Origin of the sequence: Roseovarius sp. (genome assembly GCF_040223625.1) — a bacterium.
Taxonomy (GTDB): Bacteria; Pseudomonadota; Alphaproteobacteria; order Rhodobacterales; family Rhodobacteraceae; genus Roseovarius.
In genome coordinates this window covers 154,969-175,699 of sequence record NZ_JAVKFX010000033.1, presented here as the reverse complement: position 1 = coordinate 175,699, position 20,731 = coordinate 154,969, and the positions used below count along the sequence as shown (strand labels likewise).

Annotated in this window: 19 protein-coding genes; 11 read left to right on the top strand and 8 right to left on the bottom strand. The window is 66.8% G+C overall.

Annotated elements, in window-relative coordinates:
- The first annotated feature begins 4 nt into the window (after window positions 1-4).
- Together RLN94_RS10145 and RLN94_RS10140 are read left to right on the top strand one after the other, a co-directional pair.
- The gene (locus tag RLN94_RS10145) at window positions 5-793 is read left to right on the top strand and encodes an SDR family NAD(P)-dependent oxidoreductase (protein WP_350132918.1); all 789 of its coding nucleotides are present in this window, start codon (window positions 5-7) and stop codon (window positions 791-793) included.
- A 58-nt stretch (window positions 794-851) separates the two neighbouring features.
- Complete coding sequence (locus RLN94_RS10140; RefSeq protein WP_350132916.1) at window positions 852-1,328, top strand: MarR family winged helix-turn-helix transcriptional regulator; 477 nt, start codon at window positions 852-854, stop codon at window positions 1,326-1,328.
- A 4-nt stretch (window positions 1,329-1,332) separates the two neighbouring features.
- On the opposite strand, the gene mdoH is transcribed toward RLN94_RS10140, so the two are convergent.
- From mdoH to RLN94_RS10120, 4 genes are all read right to left on the bottom strand, one after another.
- Window positions 1,333-3,132 (bottom strand): glucans biosynthesis glucosyltransferase MdoH, encoded by a 1,800-nt coding sequence (gene mdoH, locus RLN94_RS10135; protein WP_350132914.1) that lies wholly within the window; start codon window positions 3,130-3,132, stop codon window positions 1,333-1,335.
- Between the two features lie 8 nt (window positions 3,133-3,140).
- Window positions 3,141-3,374 carry a hypothetical protein gene (locus tag RLN94_RS10130; protein ID WP_350132911.1) on the bottom strand — a complete coding sequence of 78 codons (234 nt, stop codon included), beginning with the start codon at window positions 3,372-3,374 and terminating at the stop codon, window positions 3,141-3,143.
- Window positions 3,356-4,960: an OpgD/OpgG family glucan biosynthesis protein gene (locus RLN94_RS10125; RefSeq protein ID WP_350132909.1), complete on the bottom strand. Its 1,605-nt coding sequence runs from the start codon at window positions 4,958-4,960 to the stop codon at window positions 3,356-3,358. Before RLN94_RS10125 ends, RLN94_RS10130 begins: the two co-directional genes overlap by 19 nt.
- 360 nt (window positions 4,961-5,320) lie before the next feature.
- Window positions 5,321-6,424, bottom strand: coding sequence for a mandelate racemase/muconate lactonizing enzyme family protein (locus RLN94_RS10120; RefSeq protein ID WP_350132907.1), 1,104 nt, complete (start codon window positions 6,422-6,424; stop codon window positions 5,321-5,323).
- Between the two features lie 113 nt (window positions 6,425-6,537).
- On the opposite strand from RLN94_RS10120, the gene pdxR reads away from it, so the two are divergent.
- The 8 genes from pdxR (at window position 6,538) to RLN94_RS10080 (ending at window position 15,559) form a co-directional block, all read left to right on the top strand.
- Window positions 6,538-8,025, top strand: coding sequence for a MocR-like pyridoxine biosynthesis transcription factor PdxR (gene pdxR / locus RLN94_RS10115; RefSeq protein WP_350132906.1), 1,488 nt, complete (start codon window positions 6,538-6,540; stop codon window positions 8,023-8,025).
- 108 nt (window positions 8,026-8,133) lie between these two features.
- The gene (locus tag RLN94_RS10110) at window positions 8,134-9,447 is read left to right on the top strand and encodes an NAD(P)/FAD-dependent oxidoreductase (RefSeq protein ID WP_350132904.1); all 1,314 of its coding nucleotides are present in this window, start codon (window positions 8,134-8,136) and stop codon (window positions 9,445-9,447) included.
- Window positions 9,448-9,553: 106 nt separating this feature from the next.
- Window positions 9,554-10,597, top strand: a complete 1,044-nt coding sequence (locus tag RLN94_RS10105) for an ABC transporter substrate-binding protein (protein WP_350132901.1) — start codon at window positions 9,554-9,556, stop codon at window positions 10,595-10,597.
- 83 nt (window positions 10,598-10,680) lie between these two features.
- Window positions 10,681-11,769 carry an ABC transporter ATP-binding protein gene (locus tag RLN94_RS10100; protein WP_350132899.1) on the top strand — a complete coding sequence of 363 codons (1,089 nt, stop codon included), beginning with the start codon at window positions 10,681-10,683 and terminating at the stop codon, window positions 11,767-11,769.
- Window positions 11,770-11,771: 2 nt separating this feature from the next.
- A complete protein-coding gene (locus RLN94_RS10095; protein WP_350132897.1) occupies window positions 11,772-12,662 on the top strand; it encodes an ABC transporter permease in 891 nt (296 codons plus the stop codon).
- Window positions 12,662-13,483, top strand: a complete 822-nt coding sequence (locus RLN94_RS10090) for an ABC transporter permease (protein WP_350132895.1) — start codon at window positions 12,662-12,664, stop codon at window positions 13,481-13,483. The genes RLN94_RS10095 and RLN94_RS10090 overlap by 1 nt, the downstream gene beginning before the upstream one ends.
- Window positions 13,484-13,557: 74 nt before the next feature.
- Window positions 13,558-13,926, top strand: coding sequence for a cupin domain-containing protein (locus RLN94_RS10085; RefSeq protein WP_350132893.1), 369 nt, complete (start codon window positions 13,558-13,560; stop codon window positions 13,924-13,926).
- Window positions 13,927-13,942: 16 nt separating this feature from the next.
- Window positions 13,943-15,559, top strand: coding sequence for a GMC family oxidoreductase (locus RLN94_RS10080; RefSeq protein WP_350158551.1), 1,617 nt, complete (start codon window positions 13,943-13,945; stop codon window positions 15,557-15,559).
- Window positions 15,560-15,807: 248 nt separating this feature from the next.
- Here the strand turns inward: RLN94_RS10080 and RLN94_RS10075 are convergent, their stop codons facing one another.
- Window positions 15,808-16,263, bottom strand: a complete 456-nt coding sequence (locus RLN94_RS10075) for a cupin domain-containing protein (RefSeq protein WP_350131307.1) — start codon at window positions 16,261-16,263, stop codon at window positions 15,808-15,810.
- Window positions 16,264-16,358: 95 nt separating this feature from the next.
- On the opposite strand from RLN94_RS10075, the gene RLN94_RS10070 reads away from it, so the two are divergent.
- Window positions 16,359-16,940, top strand: coding sequence for a TetR/AcrR family transcriptional regulator (locus RLN94_RS10070; protein ID WP_350131310.1), 582 nt, complete (start codon window positions 16,359-16,361; stop codon window positions 16,938-16,940).
- A 198-nt stretch (window positions 16,941-17,138) separates the two neighbouring features.
- Here the strand turns inward: RLN94_RS10070 and RLN94_RS10065 are convergent, their stop codons facing one another.
- Genes RLN94_RS10065 through RLN94_RS10055 form a run of 3 tightly spaced genes read right to left on the bottom strand, consistent with a single transcriptional unit; the run spans window position 17,139 to window position 20,633 of the window.
- Window positions 17,139-17,567 (bottom strand): diol dehydratase small subunit, encoded by a 429-nt coding sequence (locus tag RLN94_RS10065; RefSeq protein WP_350131312.1) that lies wholly within the window; start codon window positions 17,565-17,567, stop codon window positions 17,139-17,141.
- On the bottom strand, window positions 17,557-19,839 hold the full coding sequence (locus RLN94_RS10060; RefSeq protein ID WP_350131314.1) for a propanediol/glycerol family dehydratase large subunit: 2,283 nt from the start codon (window positions 19,837-19,839) through the stop codon (window positions 17,557-17,559). The genes RLN94_RS10065 and RLN94_RS10060 overlap by 11 nt, the downstream gene beginning before the upstream one ends.
- 35 nt (window positions 19,840-19,874) lie before the next feature.
- On the bottom strand, window positions 19,875-20,633 hold the full coding sequence (locus RLN94_RS10055) for a DeoR/GlpR family DNA-binding transcription regulator (RefSeq protein WP_350131316.1): 759 nt from the start codon (window positions 20,631-20,633) through the stop codon (window positions 19,875-19,877).
- Window positions 20,634-20,731: the final 98 nt, after the last annotated feature.

The window sequence follows — 20,731 nt, the reverse complement described above, 5'->3', positions numbered from 1 at the left end:
GATCATGTTCACCTTCAGGCAAGGCGTCACCGTCATCACCGGCGGCGGCTCGGGCATCGGGCAGGCCACGGCCGTCGCCCTGGCCGCACAAGGCGTCCCCGTCGCCGTGGCCGATATCGACGCGGCGCGCGTCGCCGCCACCGTCAGCCAGATCACGGGGGCAGGGGGGCAGGCCCTCCCCCTCACCCTCGACGTCACCGACGAGGCCTCCGTCGACACCGCTTTCACGAAAGCCGAAGACTGGGCCGGCCCGATCACCGGCCTCGTCAGCAGCGCCGGCATCCTTCAGGTCGCGCCCATGGCCGAGATGTCCGGCGACACCTTCGCAAAAGTGCTCGACGTCAACGTGCGCGGCAGCTTCCTCTGCGGCCGCCGCGCCGCCACGGCCATGAGCGCCAACCGCTACGGCCGCATCGTCAGCCTCTCCTCGGTCTCGGGCTACCGCGCGGGCATCGGCCGGGCGGCCTACGGCACGTCAAAATCCGCCATCATCGGCCTCACCCGTCAATTCGCCCTCGAATTCGGCCGCGCCGGCGTCACCGCCAACGCGGTCGCCCCGGGCCCCACCGTCACCGCCATGACCGAGGAACTCTACACCGAGGCCACCCGCGCCGCCGTCCTGCCGATGATCCCCAACGGCAAGCTCGGCAGCGTCGATGACATGACCCCCGCGATCCTCTTCCTGCTCTCGGAAGAGGCGCGTTATATCAACGGGATAACCCTGCCGGTCGATGGCGGCTACCTCGCCTCGGGCATGCTCCAGACCGGCGATCTCGGCGGGGCGAACGGTTGACAGCCCCCCGCCCGAATGCTCTCGTCCCCAGACACCCGGAACCGCCCAGGGCCACAGCATGACCATCCGCAAACTGCCCGATCAGCCCGGCTTCATGATCCGCCGGCTGCAACAGGTGGCCATTTCCCTCTTCCACGAAACGCTCGAGACGGCGGAAATCACCCCGGTCCAGTACACCATCCTGCAGATCCTCGCCCAGAACCGGCAGCTCGACCAGACCGCCATCGCCGCGCTCGCCTATCTCGACGCCTCCACCACCGGCGACGTGCTGCGTCGGCTGGAAAAGCGCGACCTCGTCCGCCGCTCGGTCAAGGAAACCGACCGCCGCTCGCGCGTGGTGGACATCACCGAAGAGGGCGCCGAGCTGCTCGCCCGGCTCCGCGACCGGATCTTGGAAAGCCAGCACTACCTGCTCTCGCCGCTGGCCGAGCAGGAACAAACCGATTTCCTCGATTACGTCAGCCGCATCCTCGCCTTCCACGAGCCCCAGGGCGAGGCGGATTACCCCACAACCCCCTGGCAGCGCGGCGCCTGAACGCTCACGCCTTCAGCCCGTCCTCCGGCAGGCGCAGCGGCACCACCGGGATCGAGCTTTGCGCATCGACGCCCCAGCGCGCCAGAACGGCATCGTAAAGCTGGATCACCCGCTGCGGCGACTGCTCGGCCGGCGTGATCATCAGCTTGCCCAGCGACGGCAGCGACCCCCAGCGCAAGAGCGCCGGCGCAAGGATCATCGGCACCCCCACCGGCAGCAGCCACAGGAACAGCTCGGGCGTCAGGAACCACGCGGCGAACAGCCCGCCACAGCCCGTCACGATGATCCACCACGAGGCGGCGAACGCCTCGGGCCATTGCAGAACGCCATCGCCCCGGTTGTTGGTGGGCCAGCCCCCGTCGCGCCGCATCAGCACCTCCAGCACCGACCGGATGGTGAACATCATCAGCACCGGCGCGGTCAGCGACGACAGAAGCAGCTCGCACAGCGTCGACAGGGCCACCCGCCCCGACCCGCCGAACCGCTTCGCCTCGCCCGACAGGATGGCGCGCGTCATGATCAGCAGCTTGGGCAGGAACAGCAGCCCGAAGATGCCGATGGCAAGGCTGATCGCCATCGACGCGGCCGATTGCGGGAATTGCGGGAAGGGCCAGCCGGGTACGGGGAAGTAATCCGGCGGCGTCACCAACAGCGGCGCCGCGATCGACGCGGCGATGAACCCCATCCAGAACAGCGGCGCGATGAACGCCATCACGCCCTGCGCGAACACGAAGCGCGACCACGGCTTCAGCGCCGGCGCGCCGATGATCCGCAGGTGCTGCAGGTTCCCCTGGCACCAGCGCCGGTCGCGCTTGGCATGGTCGACGATATTCTCCGGCCCTTCCTCGAACGAGCCTTCCAGGTCGTCATCCAGCCGCACGATCCACCCGTTCCGCGCCAGCAATGCCGCCTCGACATAGTCATGGCTCATAACGTGCCCGCCGAAGGGCGGCGCGCCCTTCAGCTCCGGCAGCCCGCAGGACTGCGCGAAGGCCCGCACGTTGATGATCGCGTTATGCCCCCAGAACGGGCCCGTCCGCCCCTGCACCATGGCAAGGCCGCGGGCGAAGACCGGCGAGAAGAAGCTCGCCGAGAACTGCATCGCCCGCCCGAAATACGATTCCGCCCGGATGATCTTGGGCAGCGTCTGCAACAGGCCAAGCTGCGGCTCCGCCTCCATCCGCCGGATCATCGTCAGGATGGTCTCCCCCTCCATCAGCGAATCCGCGTCGAGGATCACGGCATAATCATAGGCCGCCCCCGACCGGGTGATGAAATCCTCGATATTGCCGGCCTTCTTGCCGGTATTCTTCTCGCGCCGGCGATAGAAGAACCGGCCGACGCCGTCGCATTCCTCCACCATCCGCCGGAACACCGCACGCTCCTGCGCGGCTATGCCCTCGTCACGCGTGTCCGACAGGATGGCGAAATGTATTTCCGCCGGATCGCCGATCTCGCTCAGCGAGGCCTCGATCGCCGCCACCCGCGAAAAGCTCTCCTCGGGGTTCTCGTTGTAGACCGGCATCAGGATACAGGTCCGGCCCCGGATCGGCGCATCCTCCACCCCTTCGGGCGGCCGCGCCCGCGAGGTCATGCCGACAAAGGCCAGCATCGCGCCCCAGGCCAGCCACAGGGTCGAGATCAGGATCAGCACCGCGCGGAACACGTCGATCCATGTCAGGCCCGTGGCCTCTCCGAATTCGAGGAAAAGGATGAACGCCCCAAGCCCGCACAGCAGGCTGGTGACGATCATTCCGGTCCGCAACGCATAGATTGCGGACATGCTCCCGCGCGGCGATCCCATGCGTCGCGTCAGGCGCCCACATCCATCGAGGGCCGCACCGCGCCGCCCCTCAGCCGCCGCAGCAGCCGGTAAAGCGCGCCGGTTTCGGCCTCGATCGACTGCGTCGGCATCGCCAGCGGTGCGGCAGGCAGCGCGCACGCCTCGTCCGAAAAGCCGCGCCCGACGAAGGGCGCGTCGGCCTCTCCGCCGCTCACACCCACGTGCAAGATCGCGTCATCCGTCGCTATTGTTCCGTAAGCCATTGAAAAAGCCATGTTTCCGTGAGTTTCTGACCATAACCTTCTACGTGCGCCGAAAGTTCGATCACCTCGCCCTCGCCGACTACGTCAAGCACCAGCCGCCACATGTTGTTCCCGGCAATGCGATGAAGAACTTGCGAAGTAATACGTGCTCCGACCGCCGACGCGACGACCGTCAGCTCTTCAACCGCTTCGGCCGGCAAAGGTTCCAGCGGCCCGCCGCAAAAATCGACGACGAACTTCCGCGAGCCGTCCTGGTTCTCCACCCCCGACACGCCGCCGACCCCGGCGCGCGAGGCCGCCACATAGGCCAGGTCCCCGTTCTCCTCGGGCGGCAGGTCGCCCCAGTGCAGCCGGTATTGCAGGGTCATCTCCTCGCCCGCCCTGGCCGGGTGCGCCGGCACCCAGAAGGCGACGATATTGTCGTTGATCTCCAGGTCCGACGGGATCTCCACCAGCCGGATCGAACCGTTCCCCCAGTCGCCGACCGGCTCGACCATGCAGGACGGCCGCCGCTCGTAGACCGCCGCGGCGTCCTGGTAATTGTCGAACTCCCGGTTGCGCTGGCACAGCCCGAAACTGCGCGGCGAGTCCTCCTTGAAGAAGCTCGACGCCAGCCGCGGCGGGTTCGACAGCGGCCGCCAGACCCGGTGCCCGTCCGCCCGCACGATCTCCATACCCTCGCTGTCATGCACCGCGGGGCGGAAATCGTCGAACTTCGCCCGGTTGCGGTCGCCATAGAGGAACATCGAGGTCAGCGGCGCCACGCCCAGCTGGGCGATATCCTTGCGGAAGAACAGCCGCGCCGTCACCTCCATCACCGTGTTGCGCCCGGGCGAGATGACGAACTCGTAGGCCCCGGTCAGCGACGGGCTCTCCAGCGCGGCCCAGACGGTGATCACGTCCGAGCCCGGATCGGGCCGCCTGATCCAGAACCGGGTGAAGCGCGGAAACTCCTCCTTCACGTCCGACCCGGTATTCACCGCCAGCCCGCGCGCCGACAGCCCATAGGTCGACCCGCGGCCAAGCGCCCGGAAATAGGACGCGCCCTGGAACGCGATCAACTCGTCCATGATGTCGGGCCGGTTGAGCGGGTTGTGCAGCCGGAACCCCGCCACCCCCGGAAGCGCGGCATGTTCCGGCACCTTCTCCCGCGCCGTGCGCTCGTAGATGAAATCGTCGGTGTCGAACTCCATCGGCCGGATGCGCCCGTCGGCCACCTCGTAAAGATGCACCGGCCGGTTGAACAGCCAGCCCATGTGAAAGGCGTGCAGCTCGAACCGCGTGTGGTCGATCGCCCGGAACCGCGACCGCTCCGGATCGAACCGGATCAGCCGGTAATCGTCGTAGTTCAGTTCGTTGAGAAAGCTGTCCTCGACCGTCTGCGGCCGGTCCGCGCGCTGGGCGCCGGCGCGCATTTCCTCGACCAGCCGCTCGAAGCTGAAGGTGTCGTCGTCCCCCTCGGGCACAGCCGCCGTCTCCTCGGCGGTCGCCTCCTGCGAGAGCGCGCCACCGGCGGTCATGAGCATCAGGGCAGAGGAGGAAAGCAGCAGGCCACGTCGGGTAGGATGGAAGGGTTTTGTCCGCATGCGGGATCGTATCCAGTTCTGATTCCGAGCCACCGCGAAAAGGGGATCTCGGGCTCAAGGCTTTTGTCCGGTTTACACATTTTACGGGGCTAAAAAACTGGTATCTCACGGAAATCCGTCCAGACCCGCGGAATTGAGCGGAACGTGGCCGAGGCTGGCACATACCTGCCGTCCGTCTAGGCACTTATCGGCGTGTCACCGCCGGAATGCGGCCCCTTGGCCCCCGTCGCGGGCCGGGCCCGGCCCCCTCCCGCACCCGGAATCAGTGCCGGAATCAGCCGCGCGCGCGAGGAAGATAACCCGCCCCGCGCCGCGCCCCGCTGAACCCATGGTTGCAGGGCCGCCCGGGCCCTGCCGGCCTCAGCCCGCCTCGCTCACCCGGTACTCGGCCCGGTCCAGCCAGTCGGGGCAGATCTCCACCCCCCAGCCCGGCGCATCCGTCACGGTCACGTGCCCGCCCGTCACCTCGTAAGGGTTGGTCCGGAACAGCCCCTCCTGCCACGGATAGTAATCCGCGCCCTCGATCGAGAATTCCAGGTACTTGCCCGCACAGGGAATCGCCCGCAGCAAATGCATCGTGAACAGCGTCACCAGCGACAGGTTCGCGGCATGCGGCGTCACCGGCATCCCCGCCGCCTCGGCCATCCGCGTCACCCGAAGGGTCCGGGCAATACCGCCGATATACAGCACGTCCGGCTGCAGCACGTCGACGATCCGCCCCTCGATCATCCCCTTCCAGTTGGCCATCATGCAATCCTGCTCGCCGCCGCAGACATCGATCTCCAGCGCCTCGGTCACCGCGCGGGTCTGCTCGAACTCCCAATAGGGGCAGGGCTCCTCGTAATGCGAAATCCCGTGATCCTGCAAAAGCCTGCCCACCTCGATCGCCTTCGCGGGCGAGTAGCAGGAATTCGCATCGGCCAGCAGCGCCGCCTCGTCCCCCAGCGCCCGGCGGATGGTCGGCACGATCTCCTCCGTGCGCCCCTCCCACTCGTCCCTGTCGCGGCCCACCTCGGCCCCGATCCGGAACTTGAACGCATCGAACCCGTGCGCATCGCGCAGCCGCTGGAACCGCTCCGCCTCGTCCGCCGGCGTGATGTCCCGCTTCATCGAGGACGCATAGGCGCGCACGCGGCCGGGCGTCCCCCCGATCAACTCGCAAACCGGCTTGCCCTCGCGCTTGCCCCGCATGTCCCAGAGCGCGGTATCCACCCCGCCCATCGCCCGCCGCAGGTACGAGCCCGGAAACTTGTGCTCCCGGTCCCGCACGATATCGAGCATCCCGTCGATATCCCCGCAATCCATCCCCAGCGCGTAGGGCGCCACCTGCCGGTGCAGCACCTGCGCGGTGATATCGGCGTAATAGGGCGCGACCTGTCCCCAGCCTTCGGCGCCATCCTCGGCGGTGGCCCTGACGAAACAGACGAAGCTGTCGGTGAAAGTCTCTAGTTTTTGAAGTTTCATCTGGGTCGACCGGGCCTTGGCGCTGTTGTGTCGGATTGCAGGCTGGAAAATAATTGGCCGGTCCGGTATATCCATTTCGGCAAGTTGGCCAGACCAATTGGTTCGGAGGGCCCATGAAACACGCTGCCGGGGCGCTGCTGTCGTCCATCCAGATCGACCGCAATTCGCGCAAATCCGTCAGCGTCCAGCTCTACATGGCGCTCCGCGACATCCTGCTGTCGGGCGGCCTGCCGCCCGGCGAACGCCTTCCCGCCACCCGCACGCTCGCCCGCGAACTGGGCGTCTCCCGCACCACCGTGATCGACGCCATCGATCGGCTGGTTTCCGAAGGGATGCTGGTCTCCCGCGTCGGCGCCGGCACCTTCGTCAGCGAGACGCTGGAGAACCAGCGCCCGCCCACGGCCCCGCCCGACGCGCCCCATACCGGCCCCAACCCGCGCCTCTCCTACGCCATCAGCCATGCCGAGAAGGATTACGCCACCCGCACCTGGCTGCCCCACGAACCTCGCGCCTTCGTCACCGCGCTCCCGGCGCTCGATGCCTTCCCCATCGCCCACTGGTCCCGCCTGTCGGCCCGCCACCTGCGCGGTGCCCGCAGCGACGTGATGGGCTACGGCCAGCCCAAGGGGCTCGAGGCGCTGCGCCGCGCCATCGCCACCCATCTCAGCGCGCTCAAGGGCATCCGCTGCCACCACGAACAGATCTTCATCACCTCCGGCGCCCAGCACGCCTTCTCCCTCATCGGCCGCCTGCTGCTCAATCCCGGCGACCGCGTCTGGATGGAAAACCCCGGCGCCTCGGGCGCCCGCAACGCGCTCCTCTCCGAAGGCGCCGAACTGGTCCCCGTCGACGTCGACGAGGAAGGCATGATCGTGGCCGACGGCCTCGCCAAGGCCCCGCATTTCCGCCTCGCCTTCGTCACCCCCTCGCACCAGCAGCCCCTGGGCCACGTCATGTCCCTCTCCCGCCGGTTCGAGCTTCTGCAGTCGGCGGAAGAGGCGCAGGCGCTCATCATCGAAGACGATTACGACGGCGAATTCTACTACGGCAGCGCCGCCCAGCCCGCCCTGCGCGGCACCGACAATGCCGGCCGCGTGCTCTATGTCGGCACCTTCTCCAAGTCGCTCTTCCCGGCGCTGCGGCTGGGCTTCGTGCTGGTTCCCGAACGCATGACCGACGTGTTCGACCGCATGTTCCAGTACTGGGCCAGCGGCCCGCCCACCGCCACCCAGGCCATCGTCGCCGATTTCATGGACGAGGGGCATTTTGCCACCCACATCCGCCTGATGCGCCGCCTCTACAAGGCCCGCTACGAGGCGCTGGTCGAGGCGGCGCAGTCGCTCCCCGACTGCGTGGCGCTGCAGGACACCGCCAGCGGCTTCCACACCCCCGCCTTCATCTCCGGCCCGGTCGATGAACAGGCGCTCGTGGCGCAGGCTGCCGAAAAGGGCGTCACCCTCGCGCCGCTCTCGCGATACTGCCTTGACCCGATCGGCAAATCCGGGCTCGTCTTCGGCTTCGGCAGCGTCGCCCCGGAAGACATCCATCGCGGCATCGAGGCGATCCGCGACCTGCCGGCATGGCGGGGCAAATTGGTCTGAACAATTTATCAAATTGGATATGAGGTGCGGGCCAATCCTGCCCTAGCGTTTTGACGATAACCCGCGCAGGTCGGCGCTCGCCGCACCTCGCGCGTCTGGAGGATACCGATGGCAACATCGACATCGACGGCCCCGCGCCACCAAGTCTACTGGCTCGACGATGTCGGCCCGGCGCCGGACTTCTCCGGCGACCTGCCGGCGTCCGCCGACGTGGTGGTGGTGGGCTCCGGCTATACCGGCCTCAACGCCGCCATCCAGACGGCGCGCGGCGGCCGCTCCACCCTCGTGCTCGACGCCGATGACCCCGGCTACGGCTGCTCCACCCGCAACGGCGGCCAGATCAGCACCAGCATCAAGCCCTCGCTGGAAAAGCTCGCCGCCAAGCACGGCAAGCAGAAGGCCCGCGCCATCCGGGGCGAGGGGGCCTCCGCCCTCTCGTGGATCGCGGAGTTCGTCAAATCCGAAGGCCTCGACTGCGATTTCCGCAAGGTCGGCCGCTTCCACGCCGCCCATTCCCCCGACGCCTACGAAACCCTCGCCCGCGACGCCGAAAAACTGCAGGCACAGGAGGGAATCGAATGCTTCACCGTCCCCCGCGCCGAGCAGAAAAAGGAACTGGGCACCGACACCTACTATGGCGGCCTCGTCTACCCCAACCACTGCTCGCTGCACCCCGCGAAATACCACCGCGGCCTGCTGCGGCTGGCCACCGACGCGGGCGCCCGGATCCTCGGCCATTGCCGCGTCACCGGCATCGAGCGGCAGGTCAACGGCTTCCGCGTCACCACCGAAAAGGGCACGGTCGAGGCGCGCGATGTCGTCGTCGCCACCAACGGCTACACCACGGGCCTCACGCCCTGGCTGCAACGCCGGGTCATTCCCATCGGCAGCTACATCATCGCCACCGAGGAACTGCCCGAAACCCTCGTGAACGAGCTTTTCCCCACCGACCGCGTCGCCAGCGACACGTTCAAGGTGCTCTACTACTACCGCGCCTCGCCCGACCGGAAGCGCATCCTCTTCGGCGGCCGCGTCTCGGCGGCGGAAACCGATCCCAACATCTCCGGCCCCCGCCTGTTCGAGAGCATGTGCCGCATCTTCCCGCAACTGAAGGACCGCCAGATCACCCATTCCTGGATGGGCACCGTCGCCTACAGCTTCGACGAGCTCGCCCATACCGGCACCCATGATGGCATCCACTACGCCATGGGCTACTGCGGTTCCGGCGTGTCGATGGCCAGCTACCTCGGGATGCGCACAGGCCAGAAGGTCATGGGCCTCGCCGAGGGCGCCACCGCCTTCGACGACCTGCCGTTCCCGACGCGCCCCCTCTATACCGGCAAGCCGTGGTTCCTGCCCGCCGCCGTCGCCTGGTACCGCTGGCAAGACACCCGCCAATACCGGAGGGCCGCCCAAGCCTGACACGAGATGTTCGCCGGTGCGCGCCGAGCCTGCGAAAGACAACAACAACCGGCAACCGCCGCAGAAACAGGCGGCACATCCAACTCTGACAGGAGGAACACCAACCATGAAACCCACATTCGCCGCACCCCTCGCGGTCGCGCTGCTGGCCTCGACCAGCGCGCTGGCCCAGGACAAGGAAATCACCGTCGCCTCGTGGGGCGGCTCCTACCAGGAGGCGCAGAGCAAGGCATTGTTCGAGCCCGCCTCCGAGGCCATGGGCATCACCGTCAAACAGGAAACCTATGGCGGCATGGCCGACGTGCGCCTCCAGGTCTCGACCGGCCAGGTCACCTATGACCTCGTCGCCAGCGGCTCCGGCTCCGCCGCCCGCGCCGGGGCCGAGGGGCTGCTCGAACCGCTCGACTACGACGTGATCGACGTGTCGAACTTCTACGAATCCCTCTACTCCGACTATTGCGTCGGCGGCGACGTGTTCTCGGTCGTGGCGGCCTGGAACACCGACACCTATGGCGAGGACGGGCCGCAGAACTGGGCGGATTTCTTCGATACCGAGAAATTCCCCGGCACCCGCGCCTATCGCAACACCGTCTCCGGCGCGCTCGAACCCGCGCTGATGGCCGATGGCGTCGCACCCGAGGATGTCTACGAGACGCTCTCCTCCGAGGAAGGCATCGAACGCGCGCTGAACAAGATCCGCGAGTTGCGCCCCAACATCGCCGTCTACTGGTCCTCGGGCGCCCAGCACGCCCAGCTGATGAAGGATGGCGAGGTCGACATGACCACCGGCTGGAACGGCCGCTTCGACAACGCGGCCAAGGATGGCGGCAAGGTCGACTACACCTTCAACCAGGCGCTGCTCGACTATGACTGCTTCGCCATCCCGAAGGGCGCGCCGAACAAGGATCTGGCGATGGAATTCCTCGCCGAGATTTCCAAGGCGGAATACCAGGACGACCTGCCGAAATACATCACCTACGGCCCGACCAACAAGGCGGCCTACGACACCGGCGAAATCTCCGAGGAGGTCGCGGCCAGCCTGCCGTCCTCGCCCGAGAACGCGGCCAAGCAGCTTCCCATCTCGCTGGAATGGTACGCCGAATGGGAACAGATCGCGGCCGAGATGTACCAGGAAATGCTGACCGAATAGGTCCGGCCTGACCACCCTAGACCGGGCGGGCGTCATCCATGGCGCCCGCCCGTGCCAGCCACCACACGCCGGGGGACCACACCTTGACCACCCAAGCCACCGAAGCCCTGCCGATCTCGATCAGCAACGTCACCAAGACCTACGGTCCGGTCCACGCGCTCGACGATGTCTCGCTCGAGGTCAAAAGCGGCGAGTTCCTCACTCTTCTGGGGCCCTCCGGCTCGGGCAAGACGACGCTCCTGATGGTGCTCGCCGGCTTCACCCGGCCCGATTGCGGCAGCCTGAAATTCGGCGATGACGAGGTGATCCGCAAACCGCCCCACCTGCGCGACGTGGGCATGACCTTCCAAAGCTACGCGCTTTTCCCGCACATGACCGTGGCGGGCAACGTGGGCTACCCGCTCCGCCTGCGCAAGGTGCCCAAATCCGAGATTGCCGAGCGGGTCGAAGGCGCGCTCGAAACCGTCCAGCTTGGCGGCTATGGCGACCGCCGCATCGACCAGCTTTCCGGCGGCCAGAAACAGCGCGTCGCCGTCGCCCGCGCCATCGTCTTCGAGCCGCGCATCCTGCTGATGGACGAACCGCTTTCCGCCCTCGACAAGAAGCTGCGCGACCAGATGCAGATCGAACTGCGCCACCTGCACGAACAGCTCGGCATGACCACCGTCTACGTCACCCACGACCAGCGCGAGGCGCTGACCATGTCCGACCGCATCGCCGTGGTGAACCACGGCCGCATCATGCAGCTTTCCACCCCGCGCGACCTCTACGAACGCCCCGCCAACCGCTTCGTCGCCGACTTCATCGGCGAATCCACCTTCCTGCCGGTGAACCGCGCCGGCGCCGACGTGCGCTACGGCGACACCGCCCTGCGCTACAGCGGCGATCTGCCCGACACGCCCGACCTGCAACTGATGATCCGCCCCGAACGCGTGCTCCTTTCCGACACCGGCCCCGTCGAGGGCGCCAACAACTTCACCGCCACCGCCCGCGACGTGGTCTACCAGGGCGACAGCTTCCTCCTCCACGCCCGGCTTCTGGACGGGCAACAGATCGTCATGCGCGGCGCCGTGCGCGGCGACCGGGCCACCTCGCTGCCGCATGTGGGCGATACCGTCACGCTGACCATGGCGCCCGAGGACACGGTGCTCATCGACGGGCGCGAGGTCTGAGCATGACCACCACCGCCCTCCGCCCCAACGAGGCCGGCCTCCGCGCCGACGGCCGCCTCGAACGCCTCCGCCTCTTCGGCCTCAGCTCGCCGGCGATGCTGCTCATCCTCGTGATCCTCGTCATCCCCGTGGGCTGGCTCTTCTACGTCTCCTTCATCGGCGCCAACGGGGAATTCTCACTGGAAAACTACGAGCGGATGATCAAGCGGAAATCCTACATCCGCATCTTCATCACCACCTTCCAGGTCAGCGTGCTGACCACGGGCCTCTGCATCCTGATCGGCTATCCGCTGGCCTATTTCATGTCGCAACTGCCCAACCGGCTGGCCAATCTCTGCCTGATCACCGTGCTGCTGCCCTTCTGGACCTCGCTTCTGGTGCGCACCTACGCCTGGCTCGTGCTGCTGCAGAAACAGGGGCTGGTGAACCAGTGGGCCATGAACCTCGGCCTCTGGGACGAGCCGCTCAAGATCGTCCACAACATGACCGGCACCCTGATCGGCATGGTCCATATCATGCTGCCCTTCCTGATCCTGCCGGTCTACGGGGCGATGAAGGCGATCGACCGCGACTATCTCAAGGCCGCCGCCAACCTCGGCGCCAACCCGCGCCGGGCCTTCTGGACGGTGTTCTTCCCGCTCACCACGCCGGGCCTTTTCGCCGGCTCGCTGATGGTCTTCATCCTCTGCCTCGGCTTCTTCGTCACCCCGGCGGTGCTGGGCGGCGGCAAGGTCATCATGGTGTCGATGAAGATCGTCTCCAACATCGAGCTTTTCGTGAACTGGGGCGCGGCCAGCGCCATGGGCGTGGTCCTGCTGATCATGACCCTCGCCATCCTCTGGATCGCCTCCCGCTTCCTCCGCCTCGACCAGATCACCTCGGGAGGGCACTGATGGCCAGCTGGTTCAAATCCCCCGCCTCGGAAACCCAGATCACCCACGGCCAGCGCCTCTGGCTCTACGTCTTCGCGGTCATCACCATGATCCTCCTGGTGCTGCCCACGCTGATCGTGATCCCGATGTCCTTCTCCGACAGCCAGTACCTCGAATTCCCGCCCGAACACTGGTCGACCCGCTGGTACGACAATTTCTTCGGCTCGACGGAATGGATGCAGGCCGCCCGCACCTCGCTGCAGACGGCGGTGCTGACCATGCTGGTCGCCACGCCGGTGGGCGTCGCCGCCGCCTACGGGCTGCACACCTCCAACGTGCCCTTCGTGCGCATGGCCTTCGTGATGATGATCACCCCGATGATGGTGCCCCTCGTGCTGGTCGCCATCGGCGCCTTCTACGCCTATGTCCAGCTCAACATCCTCTACACCGTCACCGGCCTCGTGCTGGCCCATACCGTGCTGGCCCTGCCGCTCGTCGTCATCGTCTCGGGCTCCGCCCTCAAGGGCTACGACATGAGCCAGGAACAGGCCGCCCGCAGCCTCGGCGCCCCCCGCTGGAAGGCGTTCTTCACCGTCACCCTGCCGCAGATCCGCTTCGCCGTGGTCACCAGCGCGCTGCTGGCCTTCCTCACCTCCTTCGACGAGGTGGTCGTGGCCATGTTCATCTCCGGCGGCGACAACCCGACGCTCACCCGCAACATGTTCAACGCCCTCCGCGACCAGATCGACCCGACCATCGCGTCCATCTCGACATTGATGATCTTCGTCACCACGGTGATGATGATCCTGGCCCAGGTCTTCGGACAGCAGAGAAAACCCTGAACCCGCGCCAAGCCGCCGAAAGGGGCAGGGGGCATCGGCCTCCCGCCCCGTCCTTCCTTCCAACGGAGCCCCCGATGATCGACCTCAAGACCTTCGAAGCCCTCGCCGACCAGCCGCTCGGCGATTTCGCCCCCAAGCCCACCACCCTCACCGAAGGGCAGCAGGAAGCCTCCAGCCTCCTCTGGACCTCCGCCGACGGCCACACCAAGATCGGCGTCTGGGAATGCACCCCCGGCCGCTTCACCGCCGACCGGACGGCCGCAGGCGAATACTGCCACATCATCTCGGGCCGGGCGACGGTCTCGGGCCCGGGCGGGAAAGGCGAAAGCCGCGACATCGGCCCGGGCGACCTGCTGGTCCTGCCGCAGGGCTGGACAGGCGAATGGGTCATCCACGAGCACATGCGCAAGCTCTTCGTCATCAGCGCTTCGCCCGACATCTGAAGGCCCGGCACACCCCATGTCAGACCATGACTTCATCGTCGTCGGCGCCGGCTCGGCGGGCTGCGTGCTGGCCAACCGCCTCAGCGAAAACGGCAAGTACAGCGTCCTCCTGCTCGAGGCCGGCGGCAGCGATCTCAATTTCTGGATCTGGATGCCGATCGGCTACGGCAAGACCTTCTACCGCAAATCCGTCAACTGGATGTACCGGACAGAACCCGACCCCGGCACCGGCGGCCGCGTCTCCTACTGGCCGCGCGGCAAGGTGATGGGCGGCTCCAGCTCGATCAACGCCATGGTCTATGTCCGCGGCCAGCCCGAGGATTTCGACGAATGGCGCGCCATGGGCAACCCCGGCTGGGGCTGGGACGACGTGCTGCCCTATTTCCGCAAGTCCGAGACCAACGACCGCGGCGCCGATCAATGGCGCGGCGGCGACGGGCCCCTGCATGTCTGCACCATGGACCGCGACCTGCACCCGCTCTGCGCCGATTTCATCAGGGCGGGGGAGGAGCTGCAATTCCCCCACAACCGCGATTTCAACGGGGAGCGGCAGGAGGGCGTCGGCACCTACCAGAACACCGCCCGTGACGGCATGCGCATGTCCACCGCCCGCGCCTATATCCGCCCGGCCCGGCACCGCCCCAACCTCCGCGTCGAAACCCATGCCCACGCCACGAAGCTCCTCTTCGACGGCACCCGCGCCACCGGCATCGCCTACCGCCAGCGCGGCACGATGAAAGAGGCCCGCGCCCGCCGCGAGATCATCGTCGCCGCCGGCGCCGTCAACTCGCCGCAACTCCTCCAGCTTTCCGGCATCGGCCCCGGCGCCGACCTCCGCGCCCACGGCATCGAGGTGATCCATGACAGCCCCGGCGTCGGCCAGCACCTGCAGGACCATCTCGGCATCGACTACCTCTTCCGCTCCCGCGTGCCCACGCTCAACCAGCAGCTCGGGCCCTGGTACGGCAAGCTCTGGCACGGCGCCCGCTACGTGCTCACAAGACGCGGCCCGCTCTCGCTCGGGGTCAACCAGGCGGGCGGCTTCGTCCGCACCCGGCCGGGCCTCGCGAAACCCAACATGCAGCTCTTCTTCTCGCCGGTCAGCTACACCAAGGCCGTGCCCGGCAAGCGTGCCCTGATGAACCCCGACACCTTCCCCGGCTTCCTCCTCGGCGCACAACCCACGCGCCCCACCAGCCGCGGCCACATCGCCCTTCGCTCTCCCGACCCGTTCGACGCGCCGCGCATCTTCCCCAACTACCTCGCCACCGAGGAGGACATGCAGGACATGCTCGAAGGCTCCAAGCTCATGCGCCGCTTCGCCGAAACCCCGGCCTTCCGGCGCATCATCGAGTCCGAGATCGCCCCGGGTCCGGAGGTGCAAACCGACGAGGAGCTCATCGACGACATCCGCGCCCGCGCCGGCACCGTCTTCCACCCGGTCAGCACCTGCCGCATGGGCCCCGACCCCGCCACCGACGTGGTCGACGCCCGCCTGAAGGTCCACGGCCTCACCGGCCTCCGCGTCGCCGACGCCTCGGTCTTCCCCACGCTGACCTCCGGCAACACCAACGCGCCGGTCATCATGCTGGGAGAGAAGGCGGCGGATATGGTGCTGGCGGATCAGGGGTAAGGGCAGGGGGGTGATGCCCCCCGCGCGGAACAAAGGGCTTCAGCCCGCCGCGCATCGACGGGCCGCCCCGACGGTCCGGCGATTTGGCAAGTGAAGTGCCACGCTCGTAAGTTGGATGTACTCGGCAGCCATAAAGCGGCAGCTACCCCCGTCGGCTCGCCGCACCACGGCCCGCCGATGCGCGTCTCCTCACCGTCGGGAGACACCGCACGCTCCCAAACACTCCACCGCTTCGCGCAATCAGAACCCTACTGCGGCACCGAGATCGTCATGCCCGCCTGTTCCGCAACCTTTAGAACCGCGCCCAGATCCGGCTCCGACGGCGTCGGCAATGTCGTCTGGTCCTCCGGGAGCGGCCTGCCGATGCCGGTAAAGAAGGCTTTGTGCATATGCCCGGGGGCGTTCAGGATGAGCAGCCGCGCCGGGCTCTCGCCAATGGCCTGGAACGCGTGGGTCTCGCCGTCGGGCACCGCAATGAAATCACCCGGTCCCGCTACCCTGTCCGTTCCGCCGATGTTGAAGGCAACCTGCCCGTCAAGGATGAAGAACCCCTCCGTCTCACCGGCATGATGGTTGGGCGGCGCTCCGGCCCCGACGGGCACGAGGCACTCGACGAGACAATACTTCCCGTCGGTCTCTTCCGGAAAGGCGTGGAATTTCAGCAGAATATTCAAGACATCATAGGTGCGCGGTTGCGGTGCCATGTCGACAATCCTCGTTTGCAGCGATACTCGATTCATGATACACATGTCTCAAAATAAGACAATAGTCTCACGAACCGCAAATCACGGATTCCGCAATGCCCCAGACCAAAGGCCGATCCGCACAACGCGCACGCACGCGACAGGCCATCCTGGACGGGGCCCGGAAACTGCTCTCGGAAGGCAAACCCGTGACCGTGGCCGCCGCCGCCGCCGAAACCGGCATCTCCAAGGCCACAAGCTACCGGTATTTTTCCGACGCCGACCTCCTCGTGGCAGAAGCCGTGCTCGACATCGCGGTGAAGCCTTACGAGGCCGTCGTCAGCGGCGCCCCGGACCTGCGCGGCAAGCTCAAGGCGATCTGCCTGTACTTCCTCGATCTCGCGCTCGAGAACGAACCCGAATTCCGGCAGTTCCTCGCCGCATCGATGCGCGCATGGTCCGCCGAAAGCAGGGGGGCCGCGCGGGGCGGTCGCCGTGTCAGCATGTTCCACCGTGCGCTCTCGGAACATGACACCGGGCTGAGTGAGGACCAGAATGAAACGCTCGTCTGCGCCCTGTCGGCGTCGACAGGAATGGAAGCCTTGATCGCGTTGATCGATGTCGCCGGCGCCTCCCCGGCCCAGGCCCGGGAGGTGGTGGGCTTCATGGTCGATGCCATGCTCGACCGAGTGCTCTGACGGCCCGCCTCGACGGTCGGGCGGGCCTGCCGCCGGGTGTTGCGCCACCTCCCACATCTCGCGTGTTGCGCGCGGGGCGATACATCAACCCCCGCCGTCACAGACCCCGAAACCGACGCGATACCGACGAAATACCGACGTGATACCGACGTCGAAACCCCTTCAAAACAACGTCGTTAACCAACGAATCGCCGTGCCTCAATACCGCGTCCGGAACAGCCCCCGTTTCTCGTAGACCTCCGCCGCCTCCTCCACGAGCGCCGCCAGCGCCTCCGCTCCATACTCCTCCCTAAGCCCTTGACCAGCCTGCAAAAGCGCGTCCTTCGACGGCGTCCGCCCCGGCCTCAGCAACTCGTAAACCTCCATCACCACCGCCTGCGGCACCCGCGTCATCTCCGCCGCCCGCTCGAAATTCCGCCCCAGCGCCGCCCGCCCGGCATCCCTTGATATCTCCGCCTGCCGCCTCAGCGCCTCCGCCGTGATCCGCAGGTCCTCCATCTGCAACTCACCGCTCAGCACCGCCTCGATGGTCAGCGCATCCAGCGCCTTGCCGCGATGGCCCGTCACCCGCTCGGGGCAGGTCTCGGCCAGCGGATAATCCTTCACGCCCAGTGGTTTATCCCCCATCGGCCCCCTCCGCGAAATGAATCTCCAACGCCTCGGGCGAGGCGTTGTTCTCGCACATCTTCGTCTCGATCGCATAGGTCAGCGCCACCCGCGCATGGAACCTTGCCCCCAGCGCCTCGCCCTGCGTGGGCACCACCACCGGCGCCGGCAAATCGCCCTTCGCATAGCCCGCCGCGTTCTCCCCCAGCGCCCGGTAATGCGCCAGCGTCGTCACCGGCGCGTTGGAGAAAAGTTCAAGGTTGTTATGCGGCAGCCGGTCTTTGTGATGGATCACCGCCGTCCCCTTCGACTGGATGCCGATCCCGATCCCCGACCCCGACAGCCGTGCCGCGCTCAGCCCCAGGAAGGACGTATCCGCCGTATGCCACATCCGCAGCACCCGCATCCGCCCGCCACCGGCCTCGATCCCGTCCCGCAACGCCCGCAGCACCGCGCTCAGCGGATGCCCGGCCAGCGTCCGGAAAATCTTCGTGCCAAAACCGGGACTTACGCCCACTACCACCTCGCCCGGATCGGTGCCGCGCTCCGCCGGCCCCATGGTCCGATACTCCACCGCGCGCGCCTCTCCGGCCTCGCTCGCCGCCTCCCGCCGCAGCACCTCCTCGCGGTCCAGCACGTTGCGGATCGCCGCCAGCTCCGCCCGCCGCGCCTCGCTCACGCGATAGCCGGTGCCGGGGCCGGTATAATCGTTCGGATCGTTGATCGCGCTGATCACATGCCCGTCGCGGATGATCGCCGAGGTCTGCAAATAATCCCCCGACACCCGCAGTTTCACAAGGAAAAGCAGGTTCTCCGCCTCCTCCCGGAACCCGCCATTGTAAAGCGAGCGGATCACGTCGATCACCGTGATTCCCCGGCTGCTGATCCGGTCGCTGATCACCGCCACGTCGCGGGGTGCGAAACTTTCCGTGTCGTTCGACCCCGACGCCACCGCCACCGAACGCTTCATCACCTCCGTCGGCTCCGCCAGCCCCAGGTCCTTCAGCACATGGCTCAGCGCATCCACCGCCCGCCGCCGCAGGCCAAGCGCGCTGGCATCCTCGATCGGCGTCAGCCCGCCATCAGCCTCGAAATCCCGTTGCAGAACAAGGAATTCCTCCAGCTCCTCGCCATTGAACGACGACGGGTTGAACGAGTTGTCGTATTTCAGAATACTCCCGAACCCCGAACAGATCAGGTCCGACCCGCCGATCAGGAAAGGCAGCACCTTCGCCGCCACCCGCATCTCGGATTCCGAATGCCGCGCATCGTTGCCGGACGCACATTCAAGGTCCAGCCACACCGCCAGCAGGTTCTCCGCCCAGATCTCCCGGACCCCGCCGGGGATGGAGGAGGCCAGCGGCGCCCCGTCGATCCCGCCGTTCTGCGTCCCCTGCGAGCCCATGCCGCGCTGCAGACACAGGCACCGCGCCTCCAGATACAGAAGCGATTTCGCCTCGTGATACCCCATCAGCAATTCCGACGCCGCCCCCGAGGTACAGCGCATCTTGATCCCTCGTGACGCATAGGCCGCGGCCAGCCACGCCTTCGACCACGGCGTATCGTCCCCGTCGACAAAGGCGCTTTCCGTGCCATAGACCGACACCGTCTCGGCATAGGAGGTGAACCCGGCCATGCCGATCTCCAGCTCCTCGGCCTCCTCGCTCGAACACTGGAACAGCGTCCCCGCCCGCCCCACGACCGAGCCCACGCAACAGGCCAGCGCGTTCGACCACGAGTTCCGCGCCACTCGCATCGTCGTCTCGATCTCGTCGAACCCCAGCGCCACGGCAATCGCCGCATCCGCCGCCAGTTGCAGCGGATCGTCCTTCGCATTTGTCACATGCGCCTGATTTCCCGGCGTTTTCCGCGCCCGCATCTTGGAATAGGCGAAGGCGATTTCCATCGCGTTGAGCTGCGCCACCGCCTCGGCCAGCTTCGCCGGCGTCAGGCCCCGCGCCAGCCGCACCAGCTCCTCCCGCGGCACGTTCATGTCCACCAGCATCCGCGCCAGCCGCTCCGACGGGATGGCCATTGCCTCCTCCGCCACGTCCATGTCGAGGTGATGTGTGGCGATGAAGGCGTCGATCATGTCGAACTCCGCCGCCGGGATCCCGTCCATTGAGGCGACCCGGCCGGCCTCCATCGTCAGGCCCGGCTTCGGATCGGCGGCCCCGGCAAAGGCGGAAAACCCGTTCTCCGGGTCCTCCACCGCGAACTGGTCATGCCGCAGCGGCCGCGCGTCCCAGTCGTCGAACCGTTTCCAGCGGTTGGCGTCGTAGCTGTTGCTCATCGTCGGCGGCACCTCCCTGTGCCTTAAGATATCGTTCAGCCGGCGATTATACTCGCCTCGGCCTGCCGGATTGCATCCCACAGCGACGGTGGCGGCCGCTCGTCGGTGATCAGCGTCAGGTTCGGCTGCCAGTCGATGATCCGTTGAAGCGACCGGAACCCGAATTTCGACGCATCGGCCAGGATCAGCGCCTCGTCCGCCGCGTCGATCATGGCAGAATAGACCTGACCGGCATGCAGAAGCGCCTCGCTCATCCCCTCCTCGTCGACGCCAGAGGCGCCGGTCACCGCGATCGGGGTGCGGAACTGCTTGATGCACTTGATCGTCTCGGCGCCATAGACCAGCCCCTCGCGCGGCTCGACGATCCCCGGCAGCGCCATCACCTGTATGAGCGGGTTCACCGAAAGCTCGGTCGCGATGCTGAAGGCCGGGGTCAGCACGGTCAACTGCCGGTCGATCCCGCGAAGCGCCCGCGCGAAATGCAGGGTCGTCGCGCCGCCGCTGATGAACAGGCTGCCGGCATCGCCGATCCGCTCCAGCGCGCGCTGGGCGATCTGCTCGCGGGCCTTCACGTGAAGCTGCAGTCGCTCGGCCAGCGCCGGCTCGAACGCCTTGGTGCGTACGGCGCCGCCATAGGTCCGCTTGATCCGCCCGGTCTCGTCCAGCTCGCTCAGGTCGCGCCGCACCGTCTCGCTCGACACGCCAAGCTCGTCGGCCATCTCCGCCACCCGGATCGAGGGGTTCACCTCGAGGATGCTGAGAATCTGGTCATGTCTTTGTGTTTTCTTAGACATTTCGCGGTCGGCGCCTTGCTGAATTACACGCAATATACGGGAGTTGCCTCAAAAATCTAAGATAAAATGCCCGAAGTCGGTCAAAAAATGTTGTGACA

Bases quoted from the DNA above. Each gene is read 5' to 3' on its own strand.
- RLN94_RS10120 (WP_350132907.1), bottom strand. From the start codon at position 6,424: ATGAAACTTCAAAAACTAGAGACTTTCACCGACAGCTTCGTCTGTTTC.
- RLN94_RS10075 (WP_350131307.1), bottom strand. From the start codon at position 16,263: ATGGCACCGCAACCGCGCACCTATGATGTCTTGAATATTCTGCTGAAA.
- pdxR (WP_350132906.1), top strand. From the start codon at position 6,538: ATGAAACACGCTGCCGGGGCGCTGCTGTCGTCCATCCAGATCGACCGC.
- RLN94_RS10140 (WP_350132916.1), top strand. From the start codon at position 852: ATGACCATCCGCAAACTGCCCGATCAGCCCGGCTTCATGATCCGCCGG.
- mdoH (WP_350132914.1), bottom strand. From the start codon at position 3,132: ATGGGATCGCCGCGCGGGAGCATGTCCGCAATCTATGCGTTGCGGACC.
- RLN94_RS10110 (WP_350132904.1), top strand. From the start codon at position 8,134: ATGGCAACATCGACATCGACGGCCCCGCGCCACCAAGTCTACTGGCTC.
- RLN94_RS10090 (WP_350132895.1), top strand. From the start codon at position 12,662: ATGGCCAGCTGGTTCAAATCCCCCGCCTCGGAAACCCAGATCACCCAC.
- RLN94_RS10125 (WP_350132909.1), bottom strand. From the start codon at position 4,960: ATGCGGACAAAACCCTTCCATCCTACCCGACGTGGCCTGCTGCTTTCC.
- RLN94_RS10145 (WP_350132918.1), top strand. From the start codon at position 5: ATGTTCACCTTCAGGCAAGGCGTCACCGTCATCACCGGCGGCGGCTCG.
- RLN94_RS10095 (WP_350132897.1), top strand. From the start codon at position 11,772: ATGACCACCACCGCCCTCCGCCCCAACGAGGCCGGCCTCCGCGCCGAC.
- RLN94_RS10130 (WP_350132911.1), bottom strand. From the start codon at position 3,374: ATGGCTTACGGAACAATAGCGACGGATGACGCGATCTTGCACGTGGGT.
- RLN94_RS10065 (WP_350131312.1), bottom strand. From the start codon at position 17,567: ATGGGGGATAAACCACTGGGCGTGAAGGATTATCCGCTGGCCGAGACC.
- RLN94_RS10060 (WP_350131314.1), bottom strand. From the start codon at position 19,839: ATGAGCAACAGCTACGACGCCAACCGCTGGAAACGGTTCGACGACTGG.
- RLN94_RS10080 (WP_350158551.1), top strand. From the start codon at position 13,943: ATGTCAGACCATGACTTCATCGTCGTCGGCGCCGGCTCGGCGGGCTGC.
- RLN94_RS10105 (WP_350132901.1), top strand. From the start codon at position 9,554: ATGAAACCCACATTCGCCGCACCCCTCGCGGTCGCGCTGCTGGCCTCG.
- RLN94_RS10085 (WP_350132893.1), top strand. From the start codon at position 13,558: ATGATCGACCTCAAGACCTTCGAAGCCCTCGCCGACCAGCCGCTCGGC.
- RLN94_RS10055 (WP_350131316.1), bottom strand. From the start codon at position 20,633: ATGTCTAAGAAAACACAAAGACATGACCAGATTCTCAGCATCCTCGAG.
- RLN94_RS10070 (WP_350131310.1), top strand. From the start codon at position 16,359: ATGCCCCAGACCAAAGGCCGATCCGCACAACGCGCACGCACGCGACAG.